Source organism: Sphingobacterium kitahiroshimense, from assembly GCF_025961315.1.
GTDB classification, from domain to species: Bacteria; Bacteroidota; Bacteroidia; order Sphingobacteriales; family Sphingobacteriaceae; genus Sphingobacterium; species Sphingobacterium anhuiense.
In genome coordinates, this window is sequence record NZ_JAOQNK010000001.1 from 1589759 (window position 1) to 1602653 (window position 12895).

At 36.0% G+C, this 12895-nt stretch carries 13 protein-coding genes; 7 read left to right on the forward strand and 6 right to left on the reverse strand.

The genetic code is table 11. The features are described 5' to 3' along the window. Window positions 1-11: 11 nt before the first annotated feature. Window positions 12-887 carry a hypothetical protein gene (locus M2265_RS07255; RefSeq protein WP_132771245.1) on the reverse strand — a complete coding sequence of 292 codons (876 nt, stop codon included), beginning with the start codon at window positions 885-887 and terminating at the stop codon, window positions 12-14. Window positions 888-947: 60 nt separating this feature from the next. Beyond that, window positions 948-1085 (reverse strand): hypothetical protein, encoded by a 138-nt coding sequence (locus tag M2265_RS07260; RefSeq protein ID WP_021190927.1) that lies wholly within the window; start codon window positions 1083-1085, stop codon window positions 948-950. Between the two features lie 290 nt (window positions 1086-1375). Here M2265_RS07260 and M2265_RS07265 point away from each other — a divergent pair, with 290 nt between their 5' ends. From M2265_RS07265 to M2265_RS07275, 3 genes are all read left to right on the forward strand, one after another. Then, window positions 1376-1930: a hypothetical protein gene (locus tag M2265_RS07265; protein ID WP_132771244.1), complete on the forward strand. Its 555-nt coding sequence runs from the start codon at window positions 1376-1378 to the stop codon at window positions 1928-1930. 385 nt (window positions 1931-2315) lie between these two features. Beyond that, window positions 2316-2636, forward strand: coding sequence for a hypothetical protein (locus M2265_RS07270; RefSeq protein WP_132771243.1), 321 nt, complete (start codon window positions 2316-2318; stop codon window positions 2634-2636). A gap of 41 nt (window positions 2637-2677) precedes the next feature. Next, the gene (locus M2265_RS07275; protein ID WP_132771242.1) at window positions 2678-2905 is read left to right on the forward strand and encodes a hypothetical protein; all 228 of its coding nucleotides are present in this window, start codon (window positions 2678-2680) and stop codon (window positions 2903-2905) included. Between the two features lie 62 nt (window positions 2906-2967). Here the strand turns inward: M2265_RS07275 and M2265_RS07280 are convergent, their stop codons facing one another. From M2265_RS07280 to M2265_RS07295, 4 genes are all read right to left on the reverse strand, one after another. After that, complete coding sequence (locus M2265_RS07280) at window positions 2968-4215, reverse strand: TlpA family protein disulfide reductase (protein ID WP_132771241.1); 1248 nt, start codon at window positions 4213-4215, stop codon at window positions 2968-2970. A 2-nt stretch (window positions 4216-4217) separates the two neighbouring features. After that, window positions 4218-5576, reverse strand: coding sequence for a RagB/SusD family nutrient uptake outer membrane protein (locus M2265_RS07285; protein ID WP_132771240.1), 1359 nt, complete (start codon window positions 5574-5576; stop codon window positions 4218-4220). 12 nt (window positions 5577-5588) lie between these two features. Then, window positions 5589-8912, reverse strand: a complete 3324-nt coding sequence (locus tag M2265_RS07290) for a SusC/RagA family TonB-linked outer membrane protein (RefSeq protein WP_132771239.1) — start codon at window positions 8910-8912, stop codon at window positions 5589-5591. Window positions 8913-9024: 112 nt separating this feature from the next. Beyond that, window positions 9025-9717, reverse strand: a complete 693-nt coding sequence (locus M2265_RS07295; RefSeq protein ID WP_132771238.1) for a hypothetical protein — start codon at window positions 9715-9717, stop codon at window positions 9025-9027. Between the two features lie 971 nt (window positions 9718-10688). On the opposite strand from M2265_RS07295, the gene M2265_RS07300 reads away from it, so the two are divergent. The 4 genes from M2265_RS07300 to M2265_RS26970 all read left to right on the forward strand — a co-directional run bounded on the left by M2265_RS07300 (window position 10689) and on the right by M2265_RS26970 (window position 12830). Continuing rightward, complete coding sequence (locus M2265_RS07300; RefSeq protein ID WP_132771237.1) at window positions 10689-11309, forward strand: hypothetical protein; 621 nt, start codon at window positions 10689-10691, stop codon at window positions 11307-11309. Between the two features lie 136 nt (window positions 11310-11445). Further along, the gene (locus tag M2265_RS07305; RefSeq protein WP_132771236.1) at window positions 11446-12036 is read left to right on the forward strand and encodes a hypothetical protein; all 591 of its coding nucleotides are present in this window, start codon (window positions 11446-11448) and stop codon (window positions 12034-12036) included. 22 nt (window positions 12037-12058) lie between these two features. Next, window positions 12059-12592 carry a GNAT family N-acetyltransferase gene (locus M2265_RS07310; protein ID WP_165905933.1) on the forward strand — a complete coding sequence of 178 codons (534 nt, stop codon included), beginning with the start codon at window positions 12059-12061 and terminating at the stop codon, window positions 12590-12592. Between the two features lie 55 nt (window positions 12593-12647). Then, window positions 12648-12830 (forward strand): PLDc N-terminal domain-containing protein, encoded by a 183-nt coding sequence (locus M2265_RS26970; RefSeq protein WP_413716344.1) that lies wholly within the window; start codon window positions 12648-12650, stop codon window positions 12828-12830. Window positions 12831-12895 lie beyond the last annotated feature (65 nt).

A 12895-nucleotide genomic window follows, 5' to 3' on the forward strand; every position in this document is an offset into this window, starting at 1 on the left:
GGAAAATAATATTAATGATACAGCATATAATTTACACGATCAAAGAATGCCCAGCCATTATGAATAGGCAATTTCACGAAATGAGTAAGTACCTTTTCATCTTTGTTTATATATAACTGATTAGGATTCCACATGCCATTCCTGTGCAGATACCCCCAACATTCCCAACGATAAGGTTGCTGTTGCATCACTGCGGCTAAACCAGCAAACAAACTCACCATTGTTTTTAGCACATAGCTTTCCCTCGACATTGAAGAATCAGGAAGAGAAATATGCATAAGATCCAGTATCAATACATCTTCTATCATATGAGAATGCAAGGCATAAATCGGGCATTTGAGCAGATAGCTGATTACAGAAATGCCTGGCTTCACGGCTAGTTTCCCAGCAAGAAAATCAACTTCAACACGTTTGTCAACCGCAGAAGCAGCGCTGGTACCATCGGCAAATATCAACACGTGACGGCGTTGCTTCAAACTTGATTTGACTTTAAAGATGAGCATTGGATCATCACTAAAAAAATAACAGCATTTCGCTCCATTTACGGTGCATTTTCTTTGCAAAGCTGTCAGAACAGCTGTGTTTTTCTCCCATACAGCCCGATCCATCACAAGATCAAATGCAATACCCTCATCTGCCAATTTCTGTGGCCAGAACAAGTGATCGCCCAAATGGAAAAGTACCAAAATGCCAGCCGGCAATCCATACCAATCGATCTGATCAGATAGACGCATACTTTGTAAATCAAGAAGTTTATTTTTTGGGCTGTGATAGTGCTGCCATTCCTGAAAAATAACAATATGCTGTTCCCAAGCTATATCCGGTATAAAATGATGCAGATGCGAAGAGAATAATGCAAAACCCCAAGTATTCAGTGTATTGTTCATAACGGTTTTATTTAAGCACTTTGCCTCAGAACTGAGGCAAAGCGCAAGTGTTATCGTTTCTTAAAATAAGATTGGACATTTTAACTCCATCTCATCATCTTTATCTTTGCTTAGCATAGCTGATAATTCTGTCCATTCCATGCATGTCAACCCATTCATCTGACGCACATCTCTGATTTCTATATTTTTCAATTTCATAATATTAGTCGTTTAAATTTTTAAAATAGTCTTCCCCTGGCCATAGCGGAAAGACAATGTTTATTGTGAATTCACATGTCAAAAATGGGTATGAAATTGAGACTAAACCAAATAAAACCCTACATAGGCAATAAAGGAGATTGAACGCCAAAAGCTTATCCCTGAAGCCGCTCATACCAAAAAAAGCGAGATTGATACCAAAAAAATGCCTGTGTGCGATTATTTTCAATACCCGGACGCAATCTTTATATATTTAAAAGTTTAAGCCCTTTAAAACCATTAAAGCCATTATGAATATATCTGATCATGAGCAGCATTTTTTTGAATTTATGAGTCAAAATTACCCGATCCCACCACAGTTGTGGAAGGAACTTAAAACCGTGTTGGAAATTAAAAAAATCAAGAAAAATAGATACCTCACTGCGGAGCAATTTGATCTGCATTTTATCTTGGACGGTATGATCATCAAGCGTATTGAAAATGAATCTGAAGCACGCGAGGATGTCGTGGATTTTATCAGCACCAACCAATTGATCTATCATATCGAAAAGATGGATCATAGCCAATTTGAAGCAGATGTCGACTCGACGGTGATTTTGATCAGGAACAGTAACCTGTCTAAAGTCTTAGAAAAACACCCTATATTTCTCAAACATCTCGAACATTTATTTGGCGAGGTATTGATAAGACGCAGTTACCGAGGTAAACTCATTCACCTCACAGCCAGGGAACGGATCTTGAAATTTAAAGAGGATTATCCCGAAGCCTACAAATACTGTAGTGTCAATGATAAAAGTTCCTTTTTAGGAATGACCGCTGCATACTATAGCAATATTAACATTTAAACGGTACTCAATTAATAGCGCTATTCAGATTGGTCAACCACCCATTTCATCAATCTGAATAGCAAAATAGACTCACGTTAAGGATTATCAATTCATGACTTGCGAGAAATTCAAAGATTTATTTCATCAAATTTAATGATGCAAATCTCATAATTTCATGTTGCATATCTCGAATTTTAAAGATTCAAACCACCCCTTCTGCCCCTAACTTTACTTTAATTGATCGGTACAATAATTACGGATGTCTCCTCTCCCATTGGTGGTTAGCAGATTGATCAAAATAAAAGATGCAACGGGTGGACGCCAACGAGAGCGATACCTACATGATACAAGCAGAACCAAAGTTCACCCAAAGCATCTTAAATTATAAACTAGATTTTTAAACATGAAGCGACAACAGACAAATAGTACAGGACAATCTGGAAGGCAGCCAAAAGGAAGACGCTTTGCTAGCTCTATGATGAGCTACGGGTCTACAGCTATGAGCTGCAGGACTGCTGGACAGATTGCGGTAAATCGCAGGTCTTTACTGGGGAGCTGCTGTTGCGCAGGTCCGGTGCGTGATGCACATGGACGTAGATATACCTTATTCCCCAGAAAATGGTACGGGGAAAAAGTTTTTGGTCGAATAAGGAGTCCTAAAGCCAAAAAAAGCAGTTCCCATTTGGCAACTGCAGGGGGCCAATACGCTGATAACGTATTGTGATCAATTAACTAAATTATGATAATATTTTAAATGATATCCATATGAATTGGTTTCAATTAAATGTTGCAGGAAACCCTACAGATCCTAATAATTATACGGATCTAGGTACAGGTACACCATCATGTCCGACTGGTACAAATAAAATTTGTGCTATTCAGGCGGATCCAGATGGCAGTGGAAATCCAGATATCACTGATTCTCTAAAAGATGATATGATATCGGCTTTACACAATAGAAGTTCCTCTGCAACTGTGCAATTAAAATCTTAAAAGAGATCTAAATCTTTTAAGAATCAAAGGGCCAGCTCACACTGGCCCTTTCTGTATATAACCTAGTTAATTATTTCTTTGAATTCTAACACTTCAATAGACCGATTCTCTAAAACCAATTCTAATCCATAACTATCCAAAATTGTATTCAATTCATCCAAATTTTTATATGTAGATAGTTCTAAATTAATTTTCTCTTCAACTTCATCTATAGCGGGAGGATACTGGCCACTAAAGTCAAGTACGAACATCAATCCTGAAGTACTTTCCACTTTTTTAATTTTATCTCCTTGCCTAACAATCCTAGTGATTCTCTTATTCTTTCGCTTTAATACCAAACAAAGCCTTTCTTTATTAGTCCATTGTACCTGTAAGCCTAACATCGTATTTAAATCATGTAGAATCAATTCAGCCCAGCCAGCTTCACTTTGTTGACCGAACTGAGTTCGTTTATATGATATACCATTTTCTCTAATCCATTCTTGATAACTTTTAGAAGACATTTCATCATAAAAATAACGGCTTGAATCCCGTACATTCCAAACAATACGTTGTGGTAGTAACAAATAAGTTGGTTTTTTAATCTTTGTCCAAAGGGATGTATAAGCACCAAAAATGTCCATATTATTAAAGTATACACTTACGTTTCCTACGGAATCTTTATTTATATTTAAGCCACTTACCTGAGTCAAAGTCGAATCATAACCTGACAAAATCACAGTACCCAAAATGGATTTATCGCTATTAGTAATAGCCGACTCCCTATTAAAAGTTGGCAATTGCTTAAAATCATCTTTTACAGGCACATCTATTTTTCCCTTCAGCAATAGATCGGTAAGATACTTCTCTTTGACATAGTCAGCATGTGTAATTGCCTGCACAAGCCCCTTATAAATCCAAACCGAATGTGGTACAGATTGATGCGGAAACATCTGATGTAAAACCGTATCTGCAACTATCGTGGGGAGTATCGCTTTCTTCTCCTGCAGGAACTTGTTCTTTTTATAGAAGTTTTCAATCGTATTTTTATCTTGGTAGGTAAGCATATAAATTTCGATTTTGCCATCCATACTTTTTTGCAAAGCTTTCAACTTTGGCATACTTGCAATACAAGAAGTGCAATAGGTATCAAAAAACTCTAAGATGATTACTTTAGACTGTGAGGATTGTAAATCCAGTACTCCCCCACTTAACAACTTAATTGGCTCCATAACTGGAAATTGACTCCCAACTTGCAATGATCCTTGTTTAACTTGTCCTTCAGCCAATGCTGTAAAAGACAATAAAAGTGCTATTATATAATATTTCATTTTTATCTTTTATTTTGTTCCAACTTTCCTAATTCTATGACATCCTGCGGAATCAGCAACGCGTATTTTAGACTACCGGGCTCCAATTCGTATTCTTGACCATCTATTACTCTCTTCAAAGTAGTTGGAAATTTTCCTTCAGTATTCAATCGCTTTAAATCAGACCATCGAATCCCCCTGAACACCAATTCCTTCCTTCTTTCCATCAAAATCTTCTGTAAAATCACAGTCTCGTCTGTAGCATTAAAATCTACATAAAGATCTTTAGTCCAGCGATTTTTCAGAAGAAAGTTTAAATCCAGCAGCGCCTGAGTCACTTTCCCAGTTCTCACCGCAGCTTCAGCTCGGATCAGGTACATTTCAGCAGTCGTCAACCCAACAAAAAGTCCAGCCGCAGTATTATTGTAAGATCCTTTAAAGGCGTAAGTTCCTACACTTGTTCCTGTATTGGGTTTAAATAGAATCTTTTTCCTTAAATCATTCTGATCGTATGATCGGTATAAAACAGAATCAATTTTAGCGGCTCCCTGCACTAAAACACTGCTATTACCAGTAATAGCTTGAAATAAAACTTCTCGGTTAAACCGCTGGACAGGCAATGCAACAGCACTGTTTAAAGAATTGTAATCCAATAGTTCCGAATTCAGCTGCAAAGCCGAATCAGCATATCGATATGCTTTTTCATATTCGTTCATTTCCAGATAAATCCTGGCCATCCCGCCGAAGGCCGCTTCCTTATAAGGTCTCCCCTTCAATAAACCTTTTGGAGGTAGAAGATTTATTGCCGACTGATAATCTGACAACACCTGTTGATAGCTATCTTTTAAAGAAGCACGTTGTACCGCATTGTCCAAATCAGGCTTTAACCTTAAAGGAATTCCTAAGGTAGAGGATGCCTTTCCCTGTTCATAAGGTAATGTATAGATACCAAGTAGCTGGTGAAATGCGAATCCTCTAAAAAAATATGCAGCACCCTTCAATTCGTTATATTTCAATCGCTCGCCCATGTCTATATTTATGCCGGACAATGTTTCCAAAACTTGATTACTCTGATAAATAACTTTGTAAGTTGTTTGCCATGAAGTAGCTGTATTCATCACAGCATCATTCCATACATATGTATTTCGCTCATCCAGTGTAGAGATTGCCTGCCAGCTCGCAGTAGTCAAATAATAATTATCAGATGCCACTTCTCCTAAAGATGGAAATCCTGAATTCATAGTAGAATAATCATTTAACAGCAGCTCACAGTCTTCTAATAACTCCGGTACTACCATTTTCTTATCGGGTTTCAGATCTAAAAAATCAGAGCAGGATATAAATAACAAAGCCAGTCCTATATTCAATATTATTTTTTTCATGATAAGAGGAGATTAAAGTGAAAATTTTAAACCTAATGAAACGGCTAATGCATCTGGGCTGCTTATTCCATATTCTGGATCAATACCAAATTTATTCGCTCTCCATATCGTCCCTAAGTTTTGAGCATAACAATAAACCTGTGGGTTTTTTATTAGTTTAGAAGAAGTGAACCGATAAGATAATTGAAAATCACGCAATTTGATCTGATCTGCTTTCTCCACCAATGCAGATGAATAATTGTAGAACATCGAAGCATTATAATCGACCGGATAATTAAAAGCAGGAACATCTGTCCATTTTTCATCGCCAGGTTTTTGCCATCTTCGAGCATAATCCTTATGGCCTGTTTCATATTCCCAGAACATGTAATCATTGAAAGAATGCCGCATAAAAACATGGCCAAGCTGAAAACTGATATTAAAAGAAGCTTCCCAATTTTTAAATGTGAAGGTGTTGCGTAATGCGCCAAAATACAGTGGAACTAAAGAACCCATATTGTCTGCATCAGCTATCTGTGTTCCGTTATAAATAGCAGCATAGTCCTTCGACACAGCACCATCAACATATCCTTGTGGCTTTCCAGTTTCAGGGTCAAGACCAGCCCATTTAAATGCATACTGTCCAAAAAGGTCCCCACCCTCTACCGGAGATTGTATAATGGAGCCGGCACCTGCAATATAATTGTTGGCCCTTGTGTTACTTAAATAGGACTTGGTTACTTTAGTACGATTATAGGAAAATACAACATTACTTAACCATGCAAAATTTCTACTTATCACATTCTTACTTTGTAACGATAGGTCTACTCCGGTTCCCAAAAGATTAGCACTATTAACAGATAAAGAAGTAAAACCGGATGTAGGATCAATTCTTGTAGAAGATATAAGGTCGCGAGGAGTTTTTCTATAATATTCAATTGATCCTGAAATCCGATGATCTTTTGTTGCAAAATCCAAACCGAAGTTAAGCATACCAACAGTTTCCCATCTTAAAGTTGGATTTGGCGGAGACTGTATCCGCGCATAAGGCAGATTTGTTATCGGATGTACTTGATTCTGCAAAGACATGATGGGATAGGCCGCAGTATTATTGTTGATATTTCCATTGTGACCATACGTAGCACGAAGTTTCAGATAAGCAATACCATCATAATCTTTAATAAATGATTCGTTCGACATCACCCAAGAGGCGCCAACAGACCAAAAGGGTTTACCTCTGTTATTGGATTTTACACCAAATAAATTGGATGCATCTTTCCGTGCACTCGCACTTAAAATATACTTAGCATCAAATGAATAGGATGCATTAGTAAAATAGGAAACAAACCGATTATTGATATGAGATAACGGCATTTCAGCAAATATTCGTGATGTACCCAAATACCCATTTGCTAATGGCAATTGAGAAACATAATCTACAGGGCTGTACATCAGTCTATCTTTATTATAACCAAAATAAATACTGCTGTTTGACTTCGATATATTTTGCCTCATTTCGTAGCCCGCTATTGCATTTAATTCGTGCCTATCTTTCCATTTTATATCATAATTAACTTGTAACCTTCCTTGCTGTGCTGTATTTTCACTATTGTAAATAGACATTTTATCACCGTTAGGTATGTTCCATTTGATCGATTGATCATCGTAAACAGCATAAGAATTAATCAGTTGCCTCATATAATAAGATTCAGCTCCTAGCAATGTTTCATCTACGCTGTTTGATTTACGATACGAAAACAAACCATAAAGATTTAATCCTTTTATGATTTCCCATTTAGAGTCAAAATTTATAATATTTTCTCTCGTATTGATCTGTTGCGAACTCTGATCCAATTCCGCAAGCGGAAAATACTTCCAACTCAATAACCGGCCATTACCTGCCGTATCCTGATATGCAGGAAGTGGTCCATTTCCAATAACTTCAACAGGATTTCCATTTTCATCAGCCAATCGGGCATAGGGATAGTTACCTCCGAACATTAATTGATATTGATTCAAATTACTATATCCAAACTCTTTATTTTTAACTTCTGTAACTCTCATATCAATACCAAAAGATAGATTGTTAAGTGGTTTCATCTGAAAATAATTCCTCAGATTAAGTCTTTCATTGGAAGAGGTAACGACTTGATTTAAATTTTTATCAAATCCCACTGAAAACAGATTTGAAAACTTGGCCGAGCCAGCTGTCAGTTGAGCACTATACTGCTGTTTAACTGCTTTTCGATAGATATACTTCGAGAAGTCTTTTCTAGAATCAATCTCTTTTAATTTATCTAATTCAAGTTCCAGTTGTGTACTGGATATTTCATTATTACGTGCATCTTTTAATAAAAGCAGAACTGGAGACAATCGATTAAAAATATCATCCAATTTATAATCGTATGCTCCCTTATCAAACAAATAGCGCTCAGCTTCTATATAATCTTTAGACGTCATGGCTGGCTGATAGAATAGATCAGGTTTATCTACGATCGTAAAATTGCTATTAAAACTGAGTCTTGCTGACGAATTAAACTGAGCTTTTTTTGTCGTTATAACAATCACCCCATTCCCAGATTGCGCTCCCCAGATCGACGAAGCTGCGGCATCTTTCAGCACGGTGATATTTTCAATATCATTTGGATTGATATTATTAAAATCACCTTGATATGGCATACCATCTAAAACAATTAATGGCCAAACATTAGAACGCATTGAACTCTGCCCCCTAACATTTAGATTCAACAATTTTCCTCTCGAGTCAGTTCTCATTTTGGTTGTAGATATACTCGGCACCACATCTTCCAACCTGCTCACAAAATCTGTCGACACCTTCCTATTGAAAAGTTTATTATCAACAAACTCGAAACTTCCCGTTGCACGCTCTTTAGGAATTTTCTGATATCCAGTCGACACCACCTCCACTTCGTCAAGTTTATTATCCTCAGGTATCAATTTAACGATTATTGATACTCCTGAGGTATAATTGATTTCTTGACTTTTGTAGCCGACATAAGTGAATTTCACCAAACCTTTCAGATTCTCGACCGAAAGGCTGAAAGTTCCATCTTTCTTGGTAGAGGTTCTAGCTTTTTCGGCTTCGACTCGGACCGACACGCCATCTAATGGTTTGTTATCTATAGAAGATACAACCGTACCGCGCAACACATGATTCTTAGGCCCATCAGCCCCGCTGTCCTTGCGGGGCGTCTGAGCACTACTCAACATATGAAAGGTCATGAATAAGCACACTGAGAGCACCTTACTGATCAGCAGTATGTCTGCTCCTCGTGGCTTTAATAGCTTCCGGAGATATCCCCAGAGCTTGTTTATATATATTATATATGTGTTCATTGTTGTTAATTTTTGGATAAAGCTTCCCCTATCACCGTTTCTTGCCGAGGGTTGACCAGGTCGTCAATGTATCCCTCGGAAGAATCGGCGTCCACAGGTAGTGAAACTTTATTTAATTCTTTTCTAATATGAGTTCTTGATTCTTTTCTACTGCAGCTTTAGCTTTTATGATCAGCATGAGCTGTTCCTCCCATAGCAATTCGACAGACTCGCCACGAATGGTCAGTACTTTTCTGCTGTCTTTGACAATAGTCAGTTTTTCGACCCGTGCATCGATCCCAAAGTGCTCATTCAGATCGTTCAATATCCTTTGGCAGTATTCTTCCCGTTCTGTCCGAGCAGGTACAGTCAGTTCATAGCAGTAAGTGGATATAGGATCTCCTTTATACTTTGGTAAAAACTGTTCACTATGCTCCCCGAGTATCAGTATCTGATCGGTCGGAAAGTTTGCGGGCAGTCCCAAAGCAAATAGATAGATCTCATAAATGGCCATATTGATCAGTGATATCCGAAGCACATCGGTACTGTCATTTCGAACCACTGAGCTAAAGGAATCCGACGGCTCTAACAATCGTATCATCAACGAATAATAGCGCTGAGGCGGTCTTTCCCGCATCAGATATTTCATCGCCGACTGTTTGGAGATCTGAGTAGATGATGACTCAGGCTTCTTAAAAAATCGCTCTGGTAAAAGTGTTATCATAGTTCGTTTTTTGATAACGGGGACACACTTTTCACTCAAATACGAAAACATTTCTTCCTCTCGAGATAGCGCATAGCTGTCCCCTTTGCAAGTTTTTTGCATTTTTTTAGTGTTTAAATTGGCTCCCTTAATCCCTACCCGATTGGACATAACTTGGGCATTAAGGAAACCAGGTTAAAAAAATAAAGAATGAAAATGCAATTATATTGTCTTCGTCAATTGGTTATTTGTAGTCTCCGCTATTGCATAATTTGGATTAAAGAACAAAACCGACTTTTATAATATTAATGTATTACGATAAAATATTAACGAACATCATTTGCTTTACTAAAGGAAAGATTGTACTTTTAAAGTATCAAGTTGAAAAGTAGGCCTCCGATCCTCTTTTTGTTGGAGCATATAATTGTGCACTAATAAAATAAAAGTCGGTAACATGAGCCATCATAAAATGGAAATAAGCTAGTTTTAACCTAATTAGAACGTCATTTTTAGTATTATGTATGGTCAGCAAACCACACTTTTACTAAAACGCGCCTTTAAGATTTGGAACAAACTTCCCCTATCCTATTTATGCTTATGTTTTTTATTGACGAGCCTATTGCGGCGCTCGAAATACGTTCTTTAAAAGTTGTAAATGGGCGAACCGATGACTATAATCCTTGATTATGTCGTTGGTAGTTCTGTGGGTGGTTTCAATTCGTTCTATCATAATTTTAAAGGTTATGTGAACGATGTGACTCGAGAAGCTTAAAGTAAGCTTAATTGGTAAAATACCAATAGAGCGAAACTCAAAACTTCTGAACTGGTGCTGTCAAGAACCGCCACAACCAAAATTGTGGTTCCACAGAAGATTTACATGAGCTTCGCTCTATTGAATTAATATCACAAAGATAATAAAATCCAATAGATAGCGAGCTCACGATCTACTCATGTGGAAATTGACAGCTTCGTTCATGAGTGACATCGTAAAGATGGAAAATTTAAACTCCATCAAATTAGTCGCTTATACTATAACAAAGGTAATAACAATAATTCGAAAATAAAAATATTTAATACTCGCATTTTATAAAATTATGGTTTTGCACAAAATTGATGAAGTTGTATTTATTATCGAGCTACTTGAAAGCTTAAGAAATCATTTCAAGATTGAAAGAAAAGAAATAGACGAGCATGCCAAACTTAAAGCAGGGCAGTATTCTAGAATGATTGGTAAAAGTCAAAAGATTGATTTAAAATCATTAAGAGACGTCTGTAAGAATATATATAATTTATCTCTAAAAGCTTTCTTGAATCTCGAGGGTGAATTTCCAACGTACGAAAGTCTACCAAATAAAATACAAGAATTAACAAAAGGTAGAAATGGTATTAGAGAACAGAAGACACTAAATCTAACGTCTTATTTGGTACTAATCATCAATCAATACTATAAACTTGATGATGTAATAACGAATAAATTCATTCGAACTTATTTACCCACTCAACTAAATGGTAAATCAATTGAACTAAGTAAAACAAGCATTAAGAATCATTTCAAAGATATCAATGAGGATATACCATCCAAATCAAAAGTGTATAAATTGATTATCCCTTTTTCATTAGAAACAATTGAAAATGCCATCAAAACTGTAGATCCACTGTGGTATAAGAATTTTTTGGAAAATGCTAAACAAAAGCTCTTATCTGACAAAAAATAGAAAAATTTTCATCAGATATAGATTGTCAAGATGACAAAAATCATAAAGTGATTTATGAAGATATTTAAAATAGCGGAGAGTGAATTTTTAAAGAAAACAAGAAAGAATTTGGGATAAAATAAAATAATATACAGATATGGATGACCTTATTAATTCACTGGAAAAGAAAATTTTAGAGTTTGATGAAGTAAATTTTGAAAGAGACTTAACAAGAAGAGAAAAAAAGAAAAAAGAACATCTGAAGTATGAAATATTTTGGATTAAGTTGAAGAAATTCAAACCAGATTTCGAGAGATTAATCTTCAATGATGTAAAAAAACTTTCGGATAATTTTACAGTCCCTCTTTTAGAAAAAAATATCCTACTTAAAATCGAAACGCACATAAGAAAAAGAGGCAGGATTTTCGGCCCAGATCTTCCAATTTATACGATTTTGTCGATCACTGACAAAACTATCAGCCGATCTAGTCGTTGGGAAAGAACTTATTTTCTATTAATAAAGGGTAATCATGAAGAAGGTACAATTGAGTTGTATGATTGCAATCAAGATTTAGAATACGTATCTGATTTTATTAAAAAAAATGCTTGGGGTAGCCCAATAAAGCAGTTTAAAATAGATGAGTTTAAGTTTGCCTTATTGAAACCATATATTGAAAAGTGGTTAAAAAAGAATGTAGACAGAATTCAAAAAAGCGAGTCTTTCAAAAAGAAAAATGAGATTGTTTGATCTGAAAGCCGGCCAAAACAAGATGAGTTTAGAGACAAAATTTAAAGATATGAACCACCAGATGGTATTGAATAATGTTTTGCTGAAATATGTGGACATCATGGATATTAAAGATGTCCATAAATTAAGGACTGATCCAGACGTTGGTAAATTTTTAATGAGAAGTCTTGACCAATCTCTTGAAGAAATTCAAATCTTCGTGGAGGATAGAATGAGAATAGACGAGTTTTTCATTATCAGAACAAAAGATACAAATGAATTTGCAGGCACAATTGCGCTGTGGCGTATAGATCTTGATAATCAGTATGCTGAATTGGGTTATGAAATGTTACCTGAGTTTCAAGGAAAGGGATTAATGGATAGTGCGTTGAAATTGATACTAAAGCATGCAGCTTCTTTACATATAAACCGTATCGAAGCGAAAACACATCGGGATAATCTGAAATCACGCAAACTGGTTCAAAGAAATGGTTTTACACTTCTTGAAGACGTTACTGATGACAATTATCTTGATAATGTAGTGTATGAATATATAAATGCTAACAATAAAACCTAATCAATAAAACGAATAAATTATGACATTAGCCTTCTTAAACCTTGGAACATCAGAAATGCTTTTAGCAATTTTCATCGTTCCTTTTATTATTGTTTTATATACTGTTTATCACATTCTAAAAAATAAAAATCTGTCTAGCAATAAGCAGATTCTATGGATAATAGTTGTGTTTCTTTTCAATTTCATTGGGAGCATTTTCTACTGGTGGTTTGGTAAAGATAAATCACAAGATATATGAGAAAACTAACATTACTCCTATTCCTATTAACAATGACGACTATAGTTTTCGGGCAGGACTTTACG